Origin of the sequence: Dyadobacter sp. CY345, from assembly GCF_021502725.1 — a bacterium.
GTDB lineage: Bacteria > Bacteroidota > Bacteroidia > Cytophagales > Spirosomataceae > Dyadobacter.
Window position 1 is genome coordinate 1,881,463 of the sequence record NZ_JAKFFS010000001.1, and the last position, 22,197, is coordinate 1,903,659.

At 39.7% G+C, this 22,197-nt stretch carries 25 protein-coding genes and 2 tRNA genes; 9 read left to right on the forward strand and 18 right to left on the reverse strand.

The window, feature by feature from the left end:
• Positions 1-29: 29 nt before the first annotated feature.
• Both L0657_RS07950 and L0657_RS07955 read right to left on the reverse strand, forming a co-directional pair.
• Positions 30-959 carry a sugar phosphate isomerase/epimerase gene (locus L0657_RS07950; RefSeq protein ID WP_235150051.1) on the reverse strand — a complete coding sequence of 310 codons (930 nt, stop codon included), beginning with the start codon at positions 957-959 and terminating at the stop codon, positions 30-32.
• Between the two features lie 43 nt (positions 960-1,002).
• Positions 1,003-2,016: a cation diffusion facilitator family transporter gene (locus L0657_RS07955; RefSeq protein ID WP_235150052.1), complete on the reverse strand. Its 1,014-nt coding sequence runs from the start codon at positions 2,014-2,016 to the stop codon at positions 1,003-1,005.
• 38 nt (positions 2,017-2,054) lie between these two features.
• Here L0657_RS07955 and L0657_RS07960 point away from each other — a divergent pair, with 38 nt between their 5' ends.
• Positions 2,055-2,609, forward strand: a complete 555-nt coding sequence (locus L0657_RS07960) for an NUDIX hydrolase (protein WP_235150053.1) — start codon at positions 2,055-2,057, stop codon at positions 2,607-2,609.
• 1 nt (position 2,610) lies between these two features.
• Complete coding sequence (locus tag L0657_RS07965) at positions 2,611-3,225, forward strand: LysE family translocator (protein ID WP_235150054.1); 615 nt, start codon at positions 2,611-2,613, stop codon at positions 3,223-3,225.
• 68 nt (positions 3,226-3,293) lie between these two features.
• Here L0657_RS07965 and L0657_RS07970 read toward each other — a convergent pair whose 3' ends face one another.
• The 4 genes from L0657_RS07970 to surE all read right to left on the reverse strand — a co-directional run bounded on the left by L0657_RS07970 (position 3,294) and on the right by surE (position 6,190).
• Positions 3,294-3,551, reverse strand: a complete 258-nt coding sequence (locus tag L0657_RS07970; RefSeq protein WP_255717759.1) for a Txe/YoeB family addiction module toxin — start codon at positions 3,549-3,551, stop codon at positions 3,294-3,296.
• A complete protein-coding gene (locus L0657_RS07975; protein WP_235150056.1) occupies positions 3,542-3,751 on the reverse strand; it encodes a DUF2683 family protein in 210 nt (69 codons plus the stop codon). Before L0657_RS07975 ends, L0657_RS07970 begins: the two co-directional genes overlap by 10 nt.
• 65 nt (positions 3,752-3,816) lie before the next feature.
• Positions 3,817-5,400 carry a GH3 auxin-responsive promoter family protein gene (locus L0657_RS07980; protein ID WP_235150057.1) on the reverse strand — a complete coding sequence of 528 codons (1,584 nt, stop codon included), beginning with the start codon at positions 5,398-5,400 and terminating at the stop codon, positions 3,817-3,819.
• 22 nt (positions 5,401-5,422) lie between these two features.
• The gene (gene surE / locus L0657_RS07985; RefSeq protein ID WP_235150058.1) at positions 5,423-6,190 is read right to left on the reverse strand and encodes a 5'/3'-nucleotidase SurE; all 768 of its coding nucleotides are present in this window, start codon (positions 6,188-6,190) and stop codon (positions 5,423-5,425) included.
• A gap of 130 nt (positions 6,191-6,320) precedes the next feature.
• On the opposite strand from surE, the gene L0657_RS07990 reads away from it, so the two are divergent.
• Positions 6,321-6,821, forward strand: a complete 501-nt coding sequence (locus L0657_RS07990; protein WP_235150059.1) for a GNAT family N-acetyltransferase — start codon at positions 6,321-6,323, stop codon at positions 6,819-6,821.
• 8 nt (positions 6,822-6,829) lie between these two features.
• Here L0657_RS07990 and L0657_RS07995 read toward each other — a convergent pair whose 3' ends face one another.
• Positions 6,830-7,807 (reverse strand): rhodanese-related sulfurtransferase, encoded by a 978-nt coding sequence (locus tag L0657_RS07995; protein ID WP_235150060.1) that lies wholly within the window; start codon positions 7,805-7,807, stop codon positions 6,830-6,832.
• 205 nt (positions 7,808-8,012) lie between these two features.
• Here L0657_RS07995 and L0657_RS08000 point away from each other — a divergent pair, with 205 nt between their 5' ends.
• A complete protein-coding gene (locus tag L0657_RS08000; protein ID WP_235150061.1) occupies positions 8,013-8,627 on the forward strand; it encodes a deoxynucleoside kinase in 615 nt (204 codons plus the stop codon).
• A gap of 67 nt (positions 8,628-8,694) precedes the next feature.
• Here the strand turns inward: L0657_RS08000 and L0657_RS08005 are convergent, their stop codons facing one another.
• From L0657_RS08005 to L0657_RS08020, 4 genes are all read right to left on the reverse strand, one after another.
• On the reverse strand, positions 8,695-9,048 hold the full coding sequence (locus tag L0657_RS08005) for a hypothetical protein (RefSeq protein ID WP_235150062.1): 354 nt from the start codon (positions 9,046-9,048) through the stop codon (positions 8,695-8,697).
• Positions 9,049-9,123: 75 nt separating this feature from the next.
• Positions 9,124-9,196 (reverse strand) — tRNA-Thr (locus L0657_RS08010).
• Between the two features lie 375 nt (positions 9,197-9,571).
• A tRNA-Thr gene (locus L0657_RS08015) sits at positions 9,572-9,644 on the reverse strand.
• A gap of 112 nt (positions 9,645-9,756) precedes the next feature.
• Entirely contained in the window at positions 9,757-11,661 is a 1,905-nt protein-coding gene (locus tag L0657_RS08020) for a DUF349 domain-containing protein (RefSeq protein ID WP_235150063.1), read from the reverse strand.
• Positions 11,662-11,766: 105 nt separating this feature from the next.
• Here L0657_RS08020 and pdxH point away from each other — a divergent pair, with 105 nt between their 5' ends.
• Entirely contained in the window at positions 11,767-12,408 is a 642-nt protein-coding gene (gene pdxH, locus L0657_RS08025) for a pyridoxamine 5'-phosphate oxidase (protein WP_235150064.1), read from the forward strand.
• 70 nt (positions 12,409-12,478) lie between these two features.
• Here pdxH and L0657_RS08030 read toward each other — a convergent pair whose 3' ends face one another.
• From L0657_RS08030 to L0657_RS08055, 6 genes are all read right to left on the reverse strand, one after another.
• Positions 12,479-13,762: a citrate synthase gene (locus L0657_RS08030; RefSeq protein WP_235150065.1), complete on the reverse strand. Its 1,284-nt coding sequence runs from the start codon at positions 13,760-13,762 to the stop codon at positions 12,479-12,481.
• A 334-nt stretch (positions 13,763-14,096) separates the two neighbouring features.
• Positions 14,097-14,543 carry a hypothetical protein gene (locus L0657_RS08035; RefSeq protein WP_235150066.1) on the reverse strand — a complete coding sequence of 149 codons (447 nt, stop codon included), beginning with the start codon at positions 14,541-14,543 and terminating at the stop codon, positions 14,097-14,099.
• A 50-nt stretch (positions 14,544-14,593) separates the two neighbouring features.
• A complete protein-coding gene (miaA, locus tag L0657_RS08040; RefSeq protein ID WP_235150067.1) occupies positions 14,594-15,544 on the reverse strand; it encodes a tRNA (adenosine(37)-N6)-dimethylallyltransferase MiaA in 951 nt (316 codons plus the stop codon).
• A gap of 24 nt (positions 15,545-15,568) precedes the next feature.
• Positions 15,569-16,414 (reverse strand): hypothetical protein, encoded by an 846-nt coding sequence (locus L0657_RS08045; protein ID WP_235150068.1) that lies wholly within the window; start codon positions 16,412-16,414, stop codon positions 15,569-15,571.
• A 182-nt stretch (positions 16,415-16,596) separates the two neighbouring features.
• Positions 16,597-17,208 (reverse strand): OmpW family outer membrane protein, encoded by a 612-nt coding sequence (locus L0657_RS08050; RefSeq protein ID WP_235150069.1) that lies wholly within the window; start codon positions 17,206-17,208, stop codon positions 16,597-16,599.
• Between the two features lie 213 nt (positions 17,209-17,421).
• Positions 17,422-18,276: a methylated-DNA--[protein]-cysteine S-methyltransferase gene (locus L0657_RS08055; RefSeq protein ID WP_235150070.1), complete on the reverse strand. Its 855-nt coding sequence runs from the start codon at positions 18,274-18,276 to the stop codon at positions 17,422-17,424.
• A gap of 162 nt (positions 18,277-18,438) precedes the next feature.
• On the opposite strand from L0657_RS08055, the gene L0657_RS08060 reads away from it, so the two are divergent.
• Positions 18,439-19,083, forward strand: coding sequence for a cysteine hydrolase family protein (locus L0657_RS08060; RefSeq protein WP_235150071.1), 645 nt, complete (start codon positions 18,439-18,441; stop codon positions 19,081-19,083).
• 109 nt (positions 19,084-19,192) lie between these two features.
• Positions 19,193-19,504, forward strand: coding sequence for a hypothetical protein (locus tag L0657_RS08065; RefSeq protein ID WP_235150072.1), 312 nt, complete (start codon positions 19,193-19,195; stop codon positions 19,502-19,504).
• A 269-nt stretch (positions 19,505-19,773) separates the two neighbouring features.
• Here the strand turns inward: L0657_RS08065 and L0657_RS08070 are convergent, their stop codons facing one another.
• Positions 19,774-20,778 carry a Gfo/Idh/MocA family protein gene (locus tag L0657_RS08070; RefSeq protein WP_235150073.1) on the reverse strand — a complete coding sequence of 335 codons (1,005 nt, stop codon included), beginning with the start codon at positions 20,776-20,778 and terminating at the stop codon, positions 19,774-19,776.
• Between the two features lie 96 nt (positions 20,779-20,874).
• Between L0657_RS08070 and L0657_RS08075 the strand changes: the two genes are divergently transcribed.
• Both L0657_RS08075 and L0657_RS08080 read left to right on the forward strand, forming a co-directional pair.
• Positions 20,875-21,096, forward strand: coding sequence for a VF530 family DNA-binding protein (locus L0657_RS08075; protein ID WP_235150074.1), 222 nt, complete (start codon positions 20,875-20,877; stop codon positions 21,094-21,096).
• Between the two features lie 212 nt (positions 21,097-21,308).
• Complete coding sequence (locus tag L0657_RS08080) at positions 21,309-22,193, forward strand: DnaJ C-terminal domain-containing protein (RefSeq protein WP_235150075.1); 885 nt, start codon at positions 21,309-21,311, stop codon at positions 22,191-22,193.
• The last annotated feature ends 4 nt before the right edge of the window (positions 22,194-22,197 follow it).

The window sequence follows — 22,197 nt, forward strand, 5'->3', positions numbered from 1 at the left end:
CATTCTTCCACTTTCAACTTTTTTTTATTTTAAACTAATGGTCCGAGTCTTTCCAGAAGTGCTTTTGTTGCCTTAATTCCTTCGCGTTCCGATAGTTTGCTTCCTTCGTACTCAATTCCTGCAATGCCTTTAAACCCACTATCCTTTACAATTTTAAGGATTTTTGTGTAATCGGTTTCGATACAGTTTCCTTTTTCATCAAAATCATACGTTTTAGCACTTACACCTTTTGCAAACGGCATAAGTTCTTTCGTGCCCTGGTAACGGTCATAAGATTCTTCGCATTCATAACTTCCTTGTTTTCTTTTAATACAGAAGTTACCAAAGTCAGGAAGTGTTCCTACATTTTTCATGTTTACCTGCTTCATTACGCCCGATAGCCATTTTCCATTCGAAGAAGAGCCACCATGGTTTTCAACGATCACGTTAATACCGGTTTTTTTAGCAAACTCTCCAAGTTTACCTAATCCTTCCACAGCCGCTTTCGCTATTTCTTCATCACTTCCTTTTCCAAACGCGTTCACACGGATCGTTTTGCAGCCCAGATATTTCGCACATTCTACCCATTTGTAATGGTTTTCAACTGCTTTATTACGAACCGCAGCATCAAGCTCCCCAAGACCACCTTCGCCATCGATCATAATAAGGTTATTTGTTACGCCATTGTCCTTGCATCTCTGCAAAAGCTCGTTCAGATACGTTTTATCTTCTGCCTTATCTTTGAAAAACTGATTCACGTATTCGACGATAGAAATACCAAACTCTTTTTTGGCAAGTTCAGGGAAATCCATGTTAACGATCTTTTTCGCGAACAATTCCTTATGCAATGACCATTCAGCCAGAGAAATTTCAAAAAACATTTTTTTTGCAGCAGATTCTGCAAGAAGGTCTGTAATCGTTGTTGCTGCAAGCGCAGTTGCACCGGCTTTTTTTAGGAAATCGCGTCTTGAAAAATTCATTTTCGGTTAGAATTTAGATTTAGATATTAGAATTATGAATTGGTTATACTTTGAGTTTTAATTGGGCTTCTTCGAAAAGTTTTTGGTTTTTGACAAGATTTACGGCATCCCAGTCAATCTCCTGAACAAAGGCATACTGCCGGACGGGGCAGCTACTCATTTTGCAAAAATAACAACATTGCGGAATGCACGGGTCTGCATGAACGAATATCTCCGTTTCCCCAGTATGATTTTCTTTCAGGATATTCTCAAATTCATGAATTGCCTCATGCGCCTTCTGTAATTCCCAATAGTATGGTAACGTAAGGTGACAATCAATATGCAGGTCGGATCCATATTGCTGAACCCTCAAATTATGCACATCAACCCAGTGATCTTTTCGGTTGTCCCGAATGGAATGTACGACTTTTTTCAGGAGTATTTCATCTGATGCATCCATCAGCCCTGCAACAGATTTGCTTACAAGCTGAAAACCGTTGTAAGTAAGAAATAATCCGAACAATAATGAAGCCGCGCTATCAATCCAGATTTGCCCTGTAATTAAAATCAACCCGACACTGACTATCAAAACGACGCTGCTGACGCTGTCGGAAATTAAATGGCGCCCGTCGGCAGTTAATGCAAGTGAATTCGATCGTTTGCCTTCCTGAATTAATTTATAACCAATCAGCGTATTGACTATGATGGTCACGGTAATAAACAATGCGCCTTGACCCAGATTTTGAATTGGAGTCGGTTTCATCATTCGGTTAATGGCTTCAACAATGATGAAAATTGAGGCAATCACAATCAAGGCACCTTCAAAACCTGCCGAAAAAAATTCGATCTTTCCGTGGCCATAAGGATGGTTTCGGTCTTTGGGCAAGGCAGATAGGTAAATGCTGTAGAAAGCAAAGCCACTTGCGATGACATTGATAATCGATTCGAGCGCATCACTCAAAATTGCGTTGGAATCTGTAATAAAATAAGCAAAAAACTTCAAGCCCGTCAAAACGATACTTGCTATAAAAGATAGCAGAATGAGACGTTGTTTACGCTTATTTTGGTTTATTTGCATCACTTAATGAATGATCAGAAACCAAAAATACTAAGAAAATGCGGGTTATAACCACAGAAAATAATTGGAAAACGCTTTCTTCTGAAACTGTTTATGAAAACGCCTGGCTCGAAGTCAGTCATCGCGAAGTGATTAACCCAGCTGGAAAAGACGGTATTTATGGTGTCGTAAAATTTAAAAATAAAGCGCTAGGAATTATTCCAATTGACGAAAACGGAAATATTTATCTGGTTGGTCAATTCCGGTACACGCTGAATGAATATTCCTGGGAAATTCCGGAAGGCGGTGGTCCCTTTGATGAAGATGTGCTTGACGCGGCAAAACGTGAGTTAAAAGAAGAAACGGGTCTGCTGGCCTCCAACTGGACAAGTTTGTCTAGAATCCACACCTCAAATTCAGCTACGGATGAGGAGGGGTTTCTTTTCCTGGCAGAAGGATTGAGTCAGACGGAAGCGGAACCGGAAGAAACAGAAGAATTACAAGTTAAGAAAATCCATCTTTCCGAAGCCGTTGAGATGGTTATGCGGTCTGAGATTACCGATGCTATTTCCATTGCAGGTATACTAATGGCAGCGCGGCTGAAAGGAATTTAAAATGATCGGATCTTTATTTTATGGTATCCTGACGGGTGTTGCGCTGTGTCTTACTTTTGGTACCGTGTTTTTTTCTTTGGTACAGAATAGTATCGATAATGGATACCGCACAGGGATTAAGATTGCTTTTGGCGTTTTTGTTTCAGATGTAATTTTTGTGTTTTTTGCCATTTTCGGTACATCGTTACTGCCTGAAATCCATAACTTTCAAAAGTATATGGCTGGGGCAGGGGTACTGTTTTTACTAATTTTAGGAGTGTCAAATCTGGTCAAAGGGCAGCCCAAAATTGCTTATCCCAGATCAAAATTGGGTAATCTGCTGTATTACGTTACAACGGGTTTTTTGTTAAATGCATTAAATCCGGTGAATTTTATCAGCTGGGTAACAATCGCATCTTACATCCGGTCTACTTTACATTATAACTATGATCAGGTGTTGGTCTTCTTTGGCGCAAGCGTTATCGCAGTGTTTTTTGTTGAGTGTGCAATTGCTGTTTTTGCACATAAATTGAAGAAGGTTTTCACTCCCAAAGTGGTGACTATTTTCAATAAAGTTACGGGCGTCGTTTTCATTCTGATCGCTTGCCAGATCGCTTATATTAATTTTTTAAAATAGAGCAAAAAGCCGTTGTAAACAAAAAGCGGATCTAACTTGTCCAGATCCGCTTTTTTTTAATATAAAAATTAGTAATGTCCTTTAAATGATATGAAGTAAATAGTATTATTTTCCACTTTGTACACAATTCGATGTTCTTCATTTATTCTTCGTGACCAGTATCCACTAAGTTCATATTTTAGTTGTTCAGGCTTCCCGATTCCTTCATACGGCGACTCCAAAATAGAATCAATCAGTTTTTTTATCTTGTTCAAAATCTGTCGATTCCCTGTCTTGTTCCAAAAATCGATATGGTTCTTCGCTTGCGGACTTAATACTAATTCCAAAGGGATCTGAGCTCCTCAGCAGTTACCTTAATGCCTTTGCCTTCCGCAATTTCCTTGTCTCCTGCTTTAACCATTTCGACGAACTCTGGATCGTATGGGCTTTCACTCCTCTCGTTAAACGACACTTTAAAGCCTTTCAGCAAAGCTTTTACTGCCTTAATTACCTCTTTGTCCTCTGTCTCAATTGCTAGGATCGTCATATCTAATAATTTTATCAACGTAAATTACCAATAATTCGTTAATTTCTCACGTAGGTTGTTTTAGCTCAGGGGTTTAGAGCGACTTCATCCACAACATACCCCTTATTCTTTAAATAATCTTTCCAATCTTGTATCAAAAAGTTTTTCAAGACCCTTGGGAATTTGTGCTGGCCTCCCATTTTTCCTTTCGACTCCATCCAGCCATAGAACGCTTTGTTTGGCAGAACAGTCACGAAAACATCTTTAAGTGCATGTTTACGTTCGACTGCATAATCGTCATTTAATTCACAAAGTTTCTCGTCGATTTTATTTCTTAAAACCTCAGTATTAACGTTCTCTTCCTCAACGCCGATATACCACTGATGTGCAAAGAGCGAGTCATGCTCAACCCCGCAAACCGTAAATTCTTTCACGGTAAGTCCCAGTTCATCAGAGATAATATCAATCGCCTTATTCATATTATCCACAGAAAGATGCTCGCCGCAGAGACTTAAATAATGTTTTGTTCTTCCTGTGATGACGATTTCAGCTTTTGCTTTATCTACGAATTTTAAGGTATCGCCAATCAGATATCGCCATGCACCTGAACATGTTGATAACAACAGCGCATATTCCTTTCCTTCTTCCACCTGATCAACCATTAAAGTCTCAGGGGAGGGCAGGAGTGTTCCTTCTGAATCAAAATTATCCTGATTAAACGGTACAAATTCAAAGAAAATGCCATTGTCTAAAACAAGCTCCATTCCTAACGCTCCCGGTCGGTTCTGATAGGCGATAAATCCCTCGGAGGCCAGATACGTATTGATATAAATCAGCGGCCTGGCAAGCAATTTTTCAAAACCCTTTCTGTAAGGTTCAAAGGATACGCCGCCGTGAGCGAAAACCTGCAAATTAGGCCAGATATCATGGATTGTTTTAACCTTATAATGCGAAATTATTTTTTCCATTAAAAGTTGGATCCATGCCGGAACACCGACAATAAAGCCAATGTCCCATTCATGTGCTTTCAGCGTGATTTCTTCCAATTTAAGTCCCCAGTCCTTTTCAGAAGCGATTTTCTCGCCCGGCTTATAATAAGGTCGAAACCAGGCCGGAATCTGACTGGCCGTAATACCACTTAAATCTCCTTCATAATGCGAATCCTGATTGTTCAGGTTAGTGCTGCCGCCAAGCATCAAAAAGCCTTTTTCATACAAATCGTCCGGCAGATCCCTGTAATGACCGAGCGACAAAATCTGGCGGATACTTGTTTTCTGGATTGCCTTCGACATTGCTTTTGTGACAGGAATATGCTTTGTCGCGGCCTCCGAAGTGCCGGAACTTAATGCATAATACTTGATCTGTCCAGGCCAGCAAATATCCTTTTCTCCATTCAGCGACCGGTGCCACCATTCTTTGAAAATGGCATTGTAGTCATATACTGGAACAGACTTCTTGTATTGTTCATAAAATGAGCCTTTTTCTCCGAATAAAATCGTCGATAACAACTCATCGAAATTATATTTCTCTCCAAACTCCGTATATCTGGCCTTGGCGAGCAGTTTTGCTAATGTCTTCTTTTGTTGCTGATGAATAGTTGCCTTTCTCCGGTTGGCAACGATATTGCTTATCCGGATTCCTCTCTTGAGCAAACTTCCTACAAGGGCCATAGCTAATTTTTCTAACGTGGGTTTATAAATCCCAAGTTTCCAGCTCTTTTAAAGCTTTATACTCGGTTAAATCATATTGACAGGGAACAACGGAAATGTAATTGTGATCCAATGCCCATACGTCCGTATCTTCTTTCTCGGTATCAAAATTTACGAATTGGCCAGCCATCCATAAATAACCGCGGCCATTCGGGTCAACGCGATAATCAAACTTCTCCTGCCATTTCGCATGCGCTTGTCTGCAAACCTTGATTCCTTTTATAGGTTCATCAGACTTCGCCGGAATATTAACGTTCAATGCAACGCCTTTTGGTATACCGTGTTTAAGAGCCGACTCAGTTATTGATTTTACAAAAGGAATTCCATGGCTGAAATCGGCATCTTCGCGGAAGTCGGATAACGAAAAACCAATGGCAGGAATACCCTCAATCGCTCCCTCTATCGCTGCTGACATCGTTCCGGAATAAAGAACGCTGATAGAACTGTTGCTTCCGTGATTAATGCCGCTAACGATCAGATCAGGTTTTCTGTCATGCAGGACATAATTTTTGGCCAGTTTGACACAGTCTGCCGGTGTCCCTGAACATTCATATTCAGTAATACCTTCAAAAATGTGTGTTTCATAAAGTCTTAAAGGCTCACCGATGGTTATCGCGTGGCCCATTCCTGACTGCGGACTGTTGGGAGCTACGACGATCACATCTCCCAGTGTTTTCATAATGTCAACAAGCGTGCGGATTCCCAAAGAAGTTATTCCATCATCATTTGTAACTAAAATAAGTGGTTTCATATATTAATTCAAAATTTATGCGGCTTTTAATCCGTAAAGGCGTATTTCAGTACGGAAAATATGTCGAAGAATTTTATTTAGTTTGCGAATAAAATGAACTTACAGCTCTGAAAAATCAAATTTAAGCAATATGCCTTCATTCTCAATAAAGCATGGTAAGCTGTCGGATATACCTACTGTGATCGGAATTCAGGAGAAAACATGGGAACCTACTTACCGTGAAATCCTTACCCCTGAACAAATCGATTATATGTTTGAAAAAATATATTCTCCCAAGGCCCTGGAAAGTCAGATGACGGAGGGAGGACAGCAATTTTTACTTTTATTTGATGCGGAAATTCCTGTCGGATTTGCAGCGGTTGCCCAGGAAGAACCCAGATATTTCAAGTTACATAAGATTTATGTACTTCCCAACATGCAGGGCACAGGTGCAGGTAAATTTTTACTTGCCGGGGTAGAACACTATGTCAAATCTGTTGGTGGCAAAAAACTAGCTCTTAATGTCAACCGTTACAATAAAGCAAGATCGTTTTACGAAAAAATGAATTTCAAAACGATTCAGGAGGTAGATGTTCCAATTGGTCCATACTGGATGAATGATTTCATCATGCTGAAACAATTGGAACCTTAACTATCAGGTCAGGCTTTTTCCGCTAATTTTAGTTTTTTAAGCGTCTTTTTAAGGCTTTTCATGCCTTGCAACGGATTATAGTGATTACTGTTGCTGACATAATATCCCGTTCCGTCATAAATCCTCTTGTTCGGATGTGCTTTGCATTCCGGTGAGCATGCACCTTCCATTTCTTCCCCGCACTTATGGCAAACAGGAACGTGGGTATTACACTCTGCATTAGCGCAGTTGATCATCCTGTCGCAAGGTTCATCGCAGATATAACATTTGGAAATCACTGTTGGATTGACCTGATTAACGTCCACGGTGATGCGGTTATCAAAAACATAACATTTACCGTCAAAATCCTCACCGCCCTCTTCCAGGCCATATCGAATAATGCCGCCATGAAGTTGGTAAACATCTGTAAATCCTTTTTCCAGAAGGTATGCACTCGCTTTTTCGCACTTGATTCCCCCGGTGCAATAGGTGACAATTTTCTTATTTTTTAAATGTTCGATCTCATGGACGTGGTCCGGAAGCTCGCGAAGATTATGCATATCAAAAGTGATAGCACCTTTAAATTTTCCAACTTCGTGCTCATAATCGGAACGCATATCAACCAGAACAACATCAGGATCCTGCATCATCTTTTTCAATTCGGATGGTTCCAGATGTTTTCCGGTGCGCACAAGCGGATTGACGTTTAAGTCCGAATTTACAATTTCATCTTTAACACGGACGTGCAACTTTTGAAACGCAATTTCATCGTGATCGTCCACTTTAAATTGCACATCTTTAAATCTTTCATCCGAGCGGACATAATTCATATAAGCCTCGCAGTCTTTACGAGTACCCGAAACTGTTCCGTTTAAACCTTCCGGTGCTATGATAATGCGACCTAAAAGATTATTTTCTACGCAAAACAAATGATGCTCATCGCGATACACTTCGGTGTTTTCGATGGGAGCGTAATAATAATAAAGTATTACTTGGAAAGGTTTCATTAATTTAATTTTCAAGGACTGAATGGGAGCAGAGCTATTTTTAAGTTCGTTCCCTTAAAATCAAGTTCAAATATAAGAATATCTGAAGTTTAACGGAAATCTGAAAAACTAACTTTCGTCAGACTTAGATTTCTATTTCATTTACATATTTTTGCACATCAACGTTATGCTTAATCATTAATCTACTTCTTTAAAAATTAATTCCATGCACATAGCAATTATTGGAAATATCGGCGCCGGCAAAACCACGCTGACGCAAATGCTTGGCCAGCACTATGGATGGGAAGTAATGTATGAAGCGGTGGAGGGAAATCCATATCTGGCAGATTTCTATGAAGACATGGAGCGCTGGGCTTTTAATTTGCAAATATTCTTTTTGAATAATCGCTTTGCGCAGGTTCAGACGATCCGTTCCACGACCTATGCTACAATCATCCAGGATCGGACGATTTATGAGGATGCTTTCGTGTTTGCCCGCAATCTTTACGACTCGAAGATTATGACGGAAAGAGATTATAGAAGTTATCTGTTGCTCTTTGAGTCGATCATGAAAACGGTATCGCAACCAGATCTTTTAATTTATCTGAAAGCGGATATTCCCAAATTGATGTCGCAGATCAAAAAAAGAGGGAGAGAATTTGAAGCGGATATTTCGGAAGACTATTTAAAAAACCTGAATCGCTATTACGAGGATTTCGGGCAAAACTACGATCATGGTAAATTAATTACGATCGATGTGAATGAAATGGATTTTGCATCAAATCCGGACGATTTTGCTGCGATCGTGAAAACACTGAATAAGGAATTGTTTTACGTTTAACATAAAAAGCAAGAATCGCCAGCAAATCCGGATTTGCTGGCGATTCTTGCTTTATGCGTTATGGTAACTAAAACCGGTCGGTAATGGCTAAACCTCGCTCAACCACGGCAATTAAATCTGTTGAATTTTTAGCTTTCTCAACGGCTGTTTTCATAGCCAGGAATTCGAACTTTTCTTTTTTGTCCAAATTCATTTTTAGAAACTTCCCGATCGCTTTTGCGAGATAACCTTTTACCTTATCAAGCTGTTTGATATTTGAAGCAGCAAGTTTGCTCAGATCTTTTCCCTCTTCAATATCGATCAACGTCGTCATCTGTATGCTGTGTTCGCCGTTTTTTCCTTCTGAGGTCACATTTTTAAAGGCACGACGAATGAAGGTCTCATACGAGTATCCATCGTTGTATGCATTTTCATTCGTCATTTTCTTATTGATTTAATATTGTAAAATTTAAAAGCAAAAAGGACTTATCAAATCTGATAAGTCCTTTTTGCTAAGAGCCTCCAGTCGGGATCGAACCAACGACCTACTGATTACAAGTCAGTTGCTCTACCAGCTGAGCTATGGAGGCCTCTTTTCTCATGATGCCGTTTGTTGTTCCGTTATCATGGTGCAAAAGTAGAAGAATGAAATATATAACGCAAGTATATGGGTAATTATTTTTATGGAATTTTATTTATTATTAAAGTCGGTTTTCCGAAACGGCTGATTTATAGTTGGTTTGGTCAGGTGAATTTTTATAACAATTGAAACCCAATGTAGTCAATACCTATTCCAATCTGAAAATCAGATTAATAATTAATAGAAACAAGAACATGTAATGTTCACTCCACAATTTTGGGTTGACCCCAACGCTCAGCTTAATCCCACACCATCCAACGAACAATTTTAAAACCTCAGAAAACAAAAACACCTAACTATAAAAGTTAGGTGCTTGAATTTTCAGAGCCTCCAGTCGGGATCGAACCAACGACCTACTGATTACAAGTCAGTTGCTCTACCAGCTGAGCTATGGAGGCCTCTTTTGCATTGCGATACCGTTTGTTATTCCGTTATCGTGGTGCAAAAGTAGTAGAATATTTAGTTCTACATCTATTTTAGTGTAATTATTTTAAAAATAATTTTGCCTGACTATATAGCTTCCTGAATGATAGATAGTTGGTGTTTCAACTCTTCCAACTGTGCTTGCGCGCTGCTTATCTTTCTTTCAAATTCTGCTTTCAAACGATCCGATGTTTTCGATTTTGCAAAGAACTCGATGTTGTTCTGCCACAAAGAAATATCATTTTCGAGCTGAGAAACTCTGCGTTTAATATCATTTTCTTTACGGAAAAGTCCGCGGCTGCTTTCGCCGTCACGCACCAGTTCAACTTCGCTTTCCAGAACTGCCTGCTCTTTTTCTTTGGAAGATAATTTTCCAATCGCACTTACGTACGTGTTAACAGCCGCGATATAGCGCTTTTGGGTCGCCTGCATATCCTTTTTCGGGACGAAGCCAATTGAACTCCATTCACTTTTGAAAGCACTTAGTAGATCAAGTGAAGATTCATCCTTATTCGCTGCGGCTATTTCAATCCGCTCGATTAAATCAACCTTGCGTTTCAGATTTTCTTCGAACTCAACTTCGACTTCCTTGTTTTTAGCGCGTTTCTGATCGAAATAAGAATCACATGCTTTTTTGAAACGGTCATAAATAGTATCCTTGAATTTCTCAGGCACCTGACCGATCGCTTTCCACTTCTTCTGAAGCTCAATGATTTTCTGGGTATTTGATGCGTTGTCTTCGCCAGTTGCCAAAATCGCCTCAGCGTCCGTACAAAGCTGGTTTTTCAATTCTAGATTCTGTTCACGTTTTGATTCAAGCTGACGGAAAAATTCTCCTTTGTTATGGAAAAAGGTTTTCAGTGTCGCCCAGAATTTTTTACTTAACTCTTTACCTTCCTCGCGGGGCATAATGCCTTTTAACGCAACCCACTGATCCTGGAACGTCATAACCTCTTTGGTTTTTGCGTTCCATTCTTTTATGCTGCCCGAGTTGTATGTAGTGAAAGGGACGATTGCTTCGTAAATTTTCAGCTTTTGATCGTAGTTTTCCTGCATCGATTTTTTCTGCTCAGCAAATTGACCTCGCTGGGCATCATACAGGTGATCCAAAGCAACTTTAAAACGCTGCCAAAGTTTTTCCTGCTCTTCTTTCGGCGCAGGTCCAAGGTGTTTATAGTCTTCAAAAATATGGTTAGCCTCCGCAAGAATCTCTTTCGTCATAGGACGCGATTCGAGCGATTTAACTAAATCTTCCACTTTTTCACATAGCTCCGCCTTCAAATCCGCATTACGGCGGCGATCAAGTTCCTTTAGTTCAAAGTAAATATTTCTATTACTGAAATACCGGTCGATCAATGCATTGTAAGTCGCCCAAAGCGTACCATTATGCGGAGAAGAAATATTCCCGGCGGATTTCCATTCCTCCTGGATTTTTTTAAACTCTTCCCAGCTGGTTTTCATCCCGGAAGCATCGGTTTCCCGTGTTCCCTCATCTTCCAAAAGTGTGCGCAGACGTTGTATCAAGGAAGTTTTCATATTGAAATTCTTCTCTTTGTCCTTTTCTACACTTTGGTAATAAGTATTTTTCATCCCCCGGATTTCTCTGCTGAGGGCATCAATTTTCTGCGTTTCCGCGTCATATTTAAACTCGAAACCATCTTCACTACCAGAATCAGCAACAAAAGCTTTCAAAGCATTTTCGCGATCTGTTTGCTTGATATGATCCAGAACAGGACGGATTTCACGAGCCAAAGCCTCTGCCTTCTTCAATGACGACGGTTTTACACCTTCGCTATTGATCAGTGATAATTCGTTTTCCAGTAAGTTAACGAGTTGTTCCTTAGATAATTGGCTATAATCTACATCTGGCGTCTCCTCTTCCAGTTCTTCCGTCAACTCATTGTTAAGATCAATTTCAAGGGTATCAATCGTTTTTTGTGTCAGGTCTTCCTGCGCATTGCTTTCGACCCCTTCTTGTTGTTCTTGTGCCATCGTGATTAATGTTTCGTAAGTACGTCCTGTTATAGAATACAAATCTAACAATCTTTCCTATGAATTGGCTAATTTTGAGGCCGTAACATTGATATATTACAGACAATGAATCATAAAATAGCAAATATCAGGTGCGAGTACAGCCTGAAAGGGTTACATGAGTCGGATTTGGATTCAAATCCCTTAATTCAGTTCAATAAATGGTTTGACGAAGTCCTTAAATCGGAGCTTTCAGAACCCAACGCGATGCTGCTGAGCACTGTTTCCAATGGCCGTCCAACGGGTAGAATTGTGCTTCTCAAAAGTGTAGACGATACCGGATTTTCTTTCTATACCAACTATGAAAGTAAGAAGGGAAAGGAGATCGAAGAAAACCCGCATGTTGCGATAACTTTTTTCTGGAAAGAGCTCGAACGTCAGGTAAGAATTGAGGGGAAAATTGAAAAAACGTCTGCAAATGATTCAGATGAGTATTTTGCAATCCGTCCACGTGGCAGTCAAATTGGTGCCTGGGTTTCTCATCAAAGTGAGGAGATTGAAAACAGAGAGTATCTTGAAGAAAAGCAAAGGGATTTTGAAGCTAAGTTCGAAGGGCGAACAGTTACTCGTCCGCCACATTGGGGTGGATACCGCGTCATTCCTGATTATATAGAATTTTGGCAGGGGAGACCCAGCCGTCTCCATGATCGGCTTGCGTATACATTATCCGAAGGCAATGTTTGGAAAATAGAAAGACTTTCGCCGTAAACGACTCATATATACTAAAAGAGGCCGTATCAAATTTTTGATACGGCCTCTTTTAGTATTTTTTTAAATTCTATCTTTCGCTCATAGCAACATAATCGCGACGCGGAGCTCCTACGTAAACTTGACGTGGGCGGCCTATTGGCTCTTTGTTCGCACGCATTTCTTTCCATTGCGCTATCCAGCCTGGAAGACGACCAATAGCGAACATTACTGTGAACATATTAGTCGGGATACCCAAGGCACGGTAGATAATTCCCGAATAGAAATCTACGTTTGGATACAACTTGCGTGACACGAAATATTCATCCTCCAAAGCAGCTTTTTCAAGTTTCTGTGCGATTTCAAGAACAGGATCATTAATACCAAGCTTGTTCAAAACGTCGTCAGCAGCCTTTTTGATGATCTTAGCACGAGGATCGAAATTTTTATAAACGCGGTGACCAAACCCAAACAAACGGAAACCGCTTGATTTGTCCTTCGCCATATCAATGTATTTCTGAACATCTCCGCCATCATTTTTGATCGCTTCCAGCATTTCAATCACTTCCTGATTGGCACCGCCGTGAAGTGGTCCCCAAAGTGCGCTGATACCAGAAGAAATGGATGAATAAATATTAGCCTGAGAAGAACCAACCAGTCTTACCGTTGAAGTAGAGCAGTTTTGTTCGTGATCAGCATGAAGAATCAGTAACTTATTCAAAGCAGCAGAAACGACTGGATCAACCTTATATTCAGCAACCGGCAAGGAGAACATCATGCTCAGGAAATTTGAACAATAATCCAGGCTGTTTTTTGGATAATTAACAGGATGTCCCTGTGATTTTTTATAAGACCAGGTTGCAATTGTAGGCAATTTTGAAAGCAAACGAATGATATGAAGTTCTGTCGTTTCAGGACTGTCAAGGTCAAGTGTTTCAGGGTAAAATGCGCTCATCGCACTTACCAGGGAAGATAACACACCCATCGGATGGGCATTTACCGGAAAACCCTCAAATATTTTACGCATGTCCTCGTTGACAAGAGTATGCGTTGTGATCTCGTGTTCAAAAGCAGTAAATTGTTCCTGAGTTGGTAATTCGCCGTATATCAAAAGATAGGCAACTTCCAGAAACGATGACTTGTCAGCAAGTTCCTCAATCGAGTAACCGCGGTAATTCAAAATACCTTCCTCTCCATCCAAAAAAGTGATTGCACTTTTCGTCGCACCTGTATTTTTATAGCCCGCGTCAATGGTTATATATCCTGTTTGATCACGCAGTTTTGCAATATCAATTGCCTTTTCTTTCTCACTACCTTCTATGACTGGGAATTGGTAATTTTTACCTTCAATGATCAATTCAGCTATTTCTGACATATAAATTAAGAATAAAATTAAAAGGTTAGTTTACTGTATATATGTTGATGACGGTTGATAAGGCCAAAGACCCTTCATACCTCTGATATACTGTGACGATATATTAAATTAAAAATAATTTTAAAAAACCCAGTCCAATCGCCGTAAGACCCGAGGTGCAATATCTTAAAAAAGCTCGTACTTTCTATTATTATCAATGTTTAATTTGTGTGAATTCAAGATAGAAATCTCAAATTTTAACAATTTAAAGTATAAATGATAAAATTCTATGGATTTGTACTGGCTGTTCTTTTGTTATTAAAAACAGATTAGAGTGGATTTTCATCTTCTGAGGTTATTTCTGACTCACTTCAAACAAAACCGGGCTTGGCTTCTTGCGCAAATGTAATTGGGCCTTGACCAAATATCTTCCAAAAAGGCCCATCAGAATAATTGGAAGCAGATGTGCGCCATAAATAAATGCTTTCCCTGTGATCAGGTAACTGAATGAAGAAAAGGTTATAAACACATAACCAAACCAAAAAACACTTACAGCTAATAGGAGACCATAAAACAAGGTTGCCTTTTTATAGCCGACAAAACGATACAGAATTTCAGCCAGAATAACAGATATTCCGACCACTAGTAAAACGGTGATAAGTGCTCTCGGAAAAGTTTTGATGTAGGAATGTTTGTAAACGAGCACTCCGATTTTTCCGATTATATTAGGATGTGCGAGCAAATAAGCGTCGGTGACACTTAGTACTAATAAAAGCAAAACACTGCTTAATTTAAGATTCATAAAGGTTGATAAAATAATTTCGAGAGCGATTTTGTCGCTTGCTCGATTAATCAGTTTTGGTTTGTTTGTTTAAATAAATTGTACTCTTGAATAATACGGTCAACATTTTCCTCTTCTGTTTTTGAATGTTCCAGCCAATTGATTGACATTCCATCTTTCTCCATTTTTCTAAAAAATGTCATTTGTCTTTTTGAAAACCTGTGAATTTCGGTTTCGAGCTTTTTCATCATGTCTTCATAATCCGAAACCCCAGTCAGATACTCCGTGACGTATTTATATTCTAATCCATAATAAATCAACTGTTCTGGCTCCAAACCTGAATTTAAAAGTGACTGAACTTCTTCGATCAGACCGTTTTTTAGTCTATAACTTAGCCGGCGACTGATACGTTCACGTCGAATCTCGGATGGCGGATTAAGTCCAAAAATAATCGGAGTATATTCAAAAGAGGAACGTTCTGAAATCTGGTTTTCAGTTTCAGGATTTTCTGTCAGGTATGTAGAAATTTCGATCGCTCTGATAAGTCGTTTTCTGGTTGAGGTATCTGCGAGATCCAGATAGGAAGTTTCCATTTTGATAAAAAAAATCCTCAGTTCTTCGTTTGTTAAATCCTCCAAAGATTCACGCAACGTTTCATTAACCGGAATTTCCGTATACCCTTGACTATTCAACAAGGCATAAAAATAAAAACCTGTTCCGCCACAGGCGATCGCAGCCTGATTTTGACTTTTTATTGCCTGATAAGCCGCCTGGAAATCCTGTTTGAAAAGACTGACATTATATTTTTCGCCAGGGTCCAGAATATCAATCAGGTGATAGGGGGTAAGTTTTCCATTAATCTGATATTCATCGAGATCTTTTCCTGTCCCGATATCCATTTTTCTATACACCTGCCTGGAATCCACACTGATAATCGCCCCGTTGATTTTTGCCGCGACTTGGGTCGCCAAACGGGTTTTTCCGGATGCTGTGGGACCTAAAATGATAAGTAATGGATTCAATGGAAAACGGGTATGCAGTGACAGTTATTCAGATAAAGGCGGTGTAACAATTTCTTTGACAAATTTACGACTTCCACCGTTATAAACAGTTATGAAATGTTGTTCTTTGGTAATTTTTGATTGAGGAAAACGCTCATTAGTCTCGGTATTTAGCCAAAATGCCATAGGATCTTTATCCGAAACAGCTTCAAAGCCGAGGCGTCTGTAGCTTGCGCCATCCGACCAGTCCAGATCTGCATAAGTCATGATGTCATCAGGTTTGCATTCCTTTTCAAAATACGTCAAAAGTTTATCGAAACCGCCAATCACTGTTGTATTTAATAAATTGGCAAATCGGATCAGTTCGTATGATCGAAAGGGTTTGTCGCCTCGCTCAAAAATACGCGGATGGCTAAACGTTGCAACAGCTACAAGTATCTCAGAAACGCACAAATCTGGTTGAAATTCAGGTTTTAGAACACGAAAATATTGTTTCGGGAGAAACAATCCATATTTCAGTTTTGCAGAAACCGTATGCTGTAAATGATTTTGATCCAGAAATTTATCTGCCATTGGTTTATCAATTCGCCGGGCCTTGGTCATTCTTGCTGGGATTCGTTGGGAAATTCCAAGTAGGGCGCTCAATCTCGATTTCACAATAGTATTTTCTGTCAACCAGATATCTTCCCAAAGCGTGACAAATGAAACGCCGGACTTCCGGATTTCGTCACGGCTCTTGCTCAAATCCTGATATTTGTTAGCTGTATTTTGCAGGGAAAACGTCCAGTTTTTAATATCGATCAATTTAATAATCAGAAGCAATTTCTCATTTTGTATTATTTTTATTGAATCGAATGAATCTGTATTATCCGTGACCACAACAAAGCTCATATCCAGCGATAACAGCCAAGTTTTAACTTGTAATGAAAAGTTGTGGTTAGTATTCAAGATTCTTTGCCCTGGTGTTTTAATTGGACGCAATTTATGAACCTTGTCAGTTTGAAACAAAAAATAAGACGTGGCCGATTCAGCCACGGCTTATTTTGAATCTTTTATTTCTTAAATATTAAAAACTACTTTCCGCCGCCAAGACCGATAATCAGTCCGACGTTAACACCTCCGAATTGTTTAGTCGACTCGAAATCAGCATTTCCTACGTTTCCGGCATTCGCGGTGTTATCTTTGTTCCCAAAAATAAAGTGATAAATACCTTCAACCTGAAGACCAATATTGTCGTTGAGCGCGAATATTACTCCGGCACGGGGCGCTGCTCCGAAATTACTGTGGTTTTTAGATTCAGCTATTTTTTCACCGTTGAATTTAGCATTATACTTTGAGAAATAAACACCAGCGTCACCTCCAACATATGGACGAATAAATCCGGTGCCGAAATAGTAATCCAAGGTACCAGTAACCGGAACAAGGTTTCCGGTATAACTTAAAGTTTGCCCTGCTACACGATAGTCGGTTCCGTCAGAATAAATCTTTCCTGCAACCCCAATTGCGAAATTAGGAGAAGCGAACACACGTAAATTGATACCACCACCGGCGATGGTTTTGGAATCTTCAAGATCTGATTTTGCAATACCTCCTTGCAAACCCAAAGAAAATTGCGCGAAGCTAACTGAATTAATTACCAGCATCAATGCTGCGACTCCTGTCAAGCGAACCAAAAACTTTTTCATGTTTCAAATTGTAGTTATGTGGATTATTAATCTACATTTTACCAATATTGAACCATCATAAAATTGTTGTATAACAAGACACGAAAATTGCTGATAATCAGAATTATGATTCCTGTTGACGTCTATTTCAATGTATTGATAGTTTTTAAGAATTGTGTAATTCGATGCAAATTTTCATCAACCTGGGGCACTCGGAAACAGTTTTTGAATTTTTCAAAGAATCAAACCAGCATCGATCCTGGCAGCTTCCCAGCCGATCAATGCCTTTTTTCTCAAACTTCCCCAGCGGTATTCTCCCAAACTTCCCTCTTTTCTGATCACGCGGTGACAAGGGATCAGAAAGGCAATTGGATTGTCGCCAACGGCCGTCCCGACTGCCCTCACCGCCCTTGGATTTCCGATACTGTTTGCGATTTGTTGGTAGGTTGTCACGGCGCCTTGCGGAATTGTCAATAATGCCTCCCAAACTTTAAGCTGAAAATTCGTTCCCTGAACCATCAGCGGCAGTTTATCCAGCGAACTTAGATGAGGATAGAAGATTTTGTGGATGTAATTTTCAGTAATAACCTGATTTGATTCAATCGTGGCAAAATGCCATTTTTTTGCCAGTATAATCAACTGCTGATCTTTCGAGTATTCATCTACAAAAGCCATCGCACAAATGCCACGTTCAGTCACTGCGATGAAGCATTCACCAAAAGGAGTTTGATGAAACCCGTAGCTGATATGCAGTCCTTTTCCTCCGGTTTTGTATTCCTGCGGTGTCACGGCTTCGATTCCTGTGAATAGATCATAAACACGACTTTGGCTTGAAAGTCCAGCTGATTCCGCTAATTCGACCAGGTTGGCGGATTCTTTAATTTTGTCTTTCAGATAGTCCGCTGTGATATATTGTAAAAATTTCTTTGGACTGACGCCTGCCCATTCCGTGAACATCCGCTGGAAATGGAACTGGCTGATGCTCACTTCTTCCGCAACTTCAAACAACGAAGGTTGCTTTTTTACGTTTTCAGATATGTATTCAATTGCTTTTGCAATCTTTTCATAATTATAGTTTTCCTGTTCCATTCGATGATTAATTTGTTGCACAAAGTTGCTCTGAAATGACCATTAGCCCAACCCAGAACTTGCTGTTTGTTTTTTAAAATTACCTGAAACGGGCATACGGAATCCTGACAGATTGTAGTTATATTCACGTACAAGTTTTAATAATTTATTAAAGAAAACACAATGGAACTAAACCCGAAAGAAACCGCTCTTGTTTTGATTGAATTTCAAAACGATTTCACCTCGGAAGGAGGCATATTTCACGGCGCCGTCAAAGGTGTGATGGAAAACAACAATATGCTACAAAATACCGTAGACACGGTAAAGGCTGCGCGCGAAGCAGGCGTCAATGTTATGTTCGTGCCGATAGCATTTACCGAAGATTACCGCGAAATTACAACGAAACCTTACGGTATCATGAAAGGCGTGATCGACAATGGGGCGTTTAAGAAAAATACCTGGGGAACTGAAATAATTGATGTCCTGGCGCCTGAAAAAGAAGATGTGATCATTGAAGGAAAACGTAGCTTCTGCGCTTTTGCAAGTACCAATCTGGATTATATATTACGAAGTACCGGAATTAAAAATGTTGTTTTAGCAGGATACCTTACCAATTGTTGCGTGGAATCAACCATGCGTACTGCCTATGATAAAGGTTATAATGTGATTACACTTACCGATTGTTGCGCCACTTTAAGTCAGGCGGAACATGATAATGCACTCAAAAGTGATTTTCCTATGTTCAGCCAGCCAATGTCGCATACAGAATTTATTGCAGTTATGGAAAATGAGAAAGAGTTAGAATTGAAGGGAAAGGGATACGAATAATAGTAATTCAAGTCGAAAATAATCAGTAAATTTTTCATAAATTATCGTTTCGTTTTGAAACAGGTACGGTTTTAAAATAAATCAGAATTGCAACAAACGAATGGATAAAATGAAATCAACTTATGTTTTTTCGGCTTTGACGTCTTGCTTTATCACACTTTCATCTGATCTTTTTGCACAAAACTTCAAAAGTGAACAGCGCAAGTTAGACGCAACTGTAAACACAGCTTATAAAAGTAAAAAACTAACTGCTCTCGAATATTCAAAACTACAACGCGAGCAGGAAATCATAAAAGGCACCATTGAGAAGGCGGAGGCGGACGGTGTGGTAACGCCGGATGAAAAAAACAGGATAAACTCGAAGCTTGTGCGGTCACGGAAGCGGCTGGCAAAATATAAGACCAACAGTGAAGTATATTAGGATAACAAAAAAGCTCTTTTGCAGTGATGCGAAAGAGCTTTTTTTTAAATTGATATCGGGATTGAATGACGGGTAATCAATAGTCCTTTTTTCCATCTTTTTTGGCCTTTTTCTCAGCACGTTTTTCTTTCAGATTCTTTTCAGGATCTTTTTTGGTACTACCCTTGTCAAGATTTTTACCCTTTGCCATGACTATGAAGATTTATATTTAAGATGTGTAAATAACAGAAATAACAGCATATTTTGTATCGCAAGCTACCTAATTTTTTTCAGTTTGTATAACCCGATGATTTCTCACCTTTCGTGATCCAGTCCATGATCAGATTGGCACGCGCACCTGTCATACCCGGACTTGGACTAGTGCCTTCACCTCTCAATTCTTTAACAATAAGTTCAATAAGAGGTTGCTGAACGTGTTTTGGATAAGGAATATTATAAATTTCTGAGCCAGATTCTGTTTCAACAACAATATCAAATTTTTCAAAAAATGAAAAATTTATTCTTCCTTTTGAGCCGACAATCTGTGCTTTATCCTCGCGTTGTTCCTTGTTTATGGTAAAACACCAAACACCATTACCTAAAACGCCGGACTCAAATTCAAAATTGGCAACAGTAATATCATCAGCTTCATAAAACCCAGCCTGATTTTTGGCAATGCCTGTTGCCGTTTTGACAGGACCCAGAAGATTTTCCAGAAAATCGAACTGATGCGATGCCAGATCGTGAAAGTGGCCTCCACCGGAAATTTCAGGTTGAACGCGCCATTTGGGTTTGCGCAATTCACCTATTTCTTCGTCGTAGGGCTGCCATTGCAGACAAATATTTACATAACGTATATCGCCTATAATGTTGCTGTCGATAAGCTCTTTAAGTTTTACAAAATAAGGTAGTGCGCGCCGATAATATGCAACAAAAAGTGGAACGCCCGTCTCCTTGCTGACGGCATTCATACGGTCACACGCAGCAGCACTCATCGCCATTGGTTTTTCCACGTATACCGGTTTACCGGCGCGCATCGCTTTTTTTGCATACTCTTCATGTACATTTGGCGGCGTCGCAATGTAAATCGCGTTTACATCCGGATCATTTATCAGCTCGTCCACATCACTATACCACTTGGGAACGTTATGGCGCTTTGCATAATCTTCTGCCAATGCGGCGTCCCGGCGCATCACTGCGACCAGTTTTGAGTTTGGTATTAAATTGAAAGCAGGCCCGCTTTTAACTTCTGTTACGTTGCCGCAGCCAATTATTCCCCATTGTATTTGATCCATATTATCCGAATTTACATTGAACTTCTAAGTAAGCACAATAAGTATTTATTCTAATCGAATTTCCTTTTACCTTTAACATTATACTAAATTTTAAGCATGGAAGGCCAACCGAATAACCCGCTTCATGGTAAGACACTTGAAGCGATTTTGAATGAGTTAGTTGAATATTATGGGTGGGAGCAACTGGGATTTCATATCAACATTAATAGTTTTCAACACGAACCGAGTGTGAAATCAAGCCTGAAATTTTTGAGGAAAACGCCTTGGGCGAGAAAAAAAGTTGAGGATCTGTATTTAAAAATGATGGATCGGAAGTAAATACTGATTCCGTTTTATTTACGAGATGATGTATATGTTGAAGTTCTTGCAAATCAACTTTTCCGAATATTCGTATTGAACTGAAAGGATCAAATTCTAATCCAAAACGGTTATATTTAAAGATCTTACATCCAAGGTTTGATCTGTTTGTTTTAGAAAAAGAAAAAATTGTAAATAATATTTTAGTAACGGATAATTTCATCAAATAAAACATGGCTTTCGTTGATTATTATCAAATATTGGGGGTGCAGAAAAGTGCTACGGAAAAAGATATCAAAGCTGCTTACCGGAAACTGGCCCGGAAATATCATCCTGATGTCAATCCAAACGACAAAGAGGCCGAGAAAAAATTTCAGGAATTAAATGAAGCCAATGAAGTATTAAGCGATCCTGAAAAAAGGAAAAAATATGACCAGTATGGAAAGGATTGGGAGCATGGTGCTGAATACGAAAAGGCTCGCCAGTCGCGGGCTGCAAATCAGGGAGGGAATTACTATGGCGGCGGCGACGATAATTTCTCGGATTTTTTCGAGTCAATGTTTGGAGGAGCTTCAGGATTTGGTGGCGCCCGTGGCGGCAGACAAACCCGTTTTCGTGGTCAGGATTATCAGGCAGAAGTACATCTGACATTGGCTGAGGCATATGAAACGCACAAACAGACGTTAAACGTGAACGGAAAAAATATCCGTATTACCGTGCCTGCGGGTGTTGAAAATGGTCAGAATATTAAAATTCCGGGACACGGCGGACCAGGAAGCAACGGGGGACCTAACGGCGATTTGTTCATTACTTTCACAGTTGCGAATGACGAAAAATTCAGACGCGCGAAAAATGATCTTCATATTAACGTTGATATTGATCTGTATTCGGCGGTTCTGGGGGGAGAAATCATTATCGAAACATTAAGCGGAAAAGTTAAACTTCCTGTAAAGGCAGAAACGCAAAACGGCAGCATAGTCCGGCTGAAAGGAAAAGGCTTCCCGGTTTATAAACAGGAGGGGCAGTTTGGAGATTTATACGTGACTTTCAACGTCAAAATCCCTACGAACCTGACCGATAAGCAAAAGGAATTATTTACGGAATTATCTAAATCCTGATCAA

Bases quoted from the DNA above. Each gene is read 5' to 3' on its own strand.
- L0657_RS07975 (WP_235150056.1), bottom strand. From the start codon at position 3,751: ATGACGATCCTAGCAATTGAGACAGAGGACAAAGAGGTAATTAAGGCA.
- L0657_RS07950 (WP_235150051.1), bottom strand. From the start codon at position 959: ATGAATTTTTCAAGACGCGATTTCCTAAAAAAAGCCGGTGCAACTGCG.
- L0657_RS07965 (WP_235150054.1), top strand. From the start codon at position 2,611: ATGATCGGATCTTTATTTTATGGTATCCTGACGGGTGTTGCGCTGTGT.
- L0657_RS08045 (WP_235150068.1), bottom strand. From the start codon at position 16,414: ATGAGCTTTGTTGTGGTCACGGATAATACAGATTCATTCGATTCAATA.
- pdxH (WP_235150064.1), top strand. From the start codon at position 11,767: ATGAATCATAAAATAGCAAATATCAGGTGCGAGTACAGCCTGAAAGGG.
- L0657_RS08070 (WP_235150073.1), bottom strand. From the start codon at position 20,778: ATGGATCAAATACAATGGGGAATAATTGGCTGCGGCAACGTAACAGAA.
- L0657_RS08035 (WP_235150066.1), bottom strand. From the start codon at position 14,543: ATGAATCTTAAATTAAGCAGTGTTTTGCTTTTATTAGTACTAAGTGTC.
- surE (WP_235150058.1), bottom strand. From the start codon at position 6,190: ATGAAACCACTTATTTTAGTTACAAATGATGATGGAATAACTTCTTTG.
- L0657_RS08080 (WP_235150075.1), top strand. From the start codon at position 21,309: ATGGCTTTCGTTGATTATTATCAAATATTGGGGGTGCAGAAAAGTGCT.
- L0657_RS07980 (WP_235150057.1), bottom strand. From the start codon at position 5,400: ATGGCCCTTGTAGGAAGTTTGCTCAAGAGAGGAATCCGGATAAGCAAT.
- L0657_RS08075 (WP_235150074.1), top strand. From the start codon at position 20,875: ATGGAAGGCCAACCGAATAACCCGCTTCATGGTAAGACACTTGAAGCG.
- L0657_RS08060 (WP_235150071.1), top strand. From the start codon at position 18,439: ATGGAACTAAACCCGAAAGAAACCGCTCTTGTTTTGATTGAATTTCAA.
- L0657_RS08020 (WP_235150063.1), bottom strand. From the start codon at position 11,661: ATGGCACAAGAACAACAAGAAGGGGTCGAAAGCAATGCGCAGGAAGAC.
- L0657_RS07960 (WP_235150053.1), top strand. From the start codon at position 2,055: ATGCGGGTTATAACCACAGAAAATAATTGGAAAACGCTTTCTTCTGAA.
- L0657_RS07990 (WP_235150059.1), top strand. From the start codon at position 6,321: ATGCCTTCATTCTCAATAAAGCATGGTAAGCTGTCGGATATACCTACT.
- L0657_RS07955 (WP_235150052.1), bottom strand. From the start codon at position 2,016: ATGCAAATAAACCAAAATAAGCGTAAACAACGTCTCATTCTGCTATCT.
- L0657_RS08065 (WP_235150072.1), top strand. From the start codon at position 19,193: ATGAAATCAACTTATGTTTTTTCGGCTTTGACGTCTTGCTTTATCACA.
- L0657_RS07995 (WP_235150060.1), bottom strand. From the start codon at position 7,807: ATGAAACCTTTCCAAGTAATACTTTATTATTATTACGCTCCCATCGAA.
- L0657_RS08030 (WP_235150065.1), bottom strand. From the start codon at position 13,762: ATGTCAGAAATAGCTGAATTGATCATTGAAGGTAAAAATTACCAATTC.
- L0657_RS08050 (WP_235150069.1), bottom strand. From the start codon at position 17,208: ATGAAAAAGTTTTTGGTTCGCTTGACAGGAGTCGCAGCATTGATGCTG.
- L0657_RS08055 (WP_235150070.1), bottom strand. From the start codon at position 18,276: ATGGAACAGGAAAACTATAATTATGAAAAGATTGCAAAAGCAATTGAA.
- L0657_RS08000 (WP_235150061.1), top strand. From the start codon at position 8,013: ATGCACATAGCAATTATTGGAAATATCGGCGCCGGCAAAACCACGCTG.
- L0657_RS08005 (WP_235150062.1), bottom strand. From the start codon at position 9,048: ATGACGAATGAAAATGCATACAACGATGGATACTCGTATGAGACCTTC.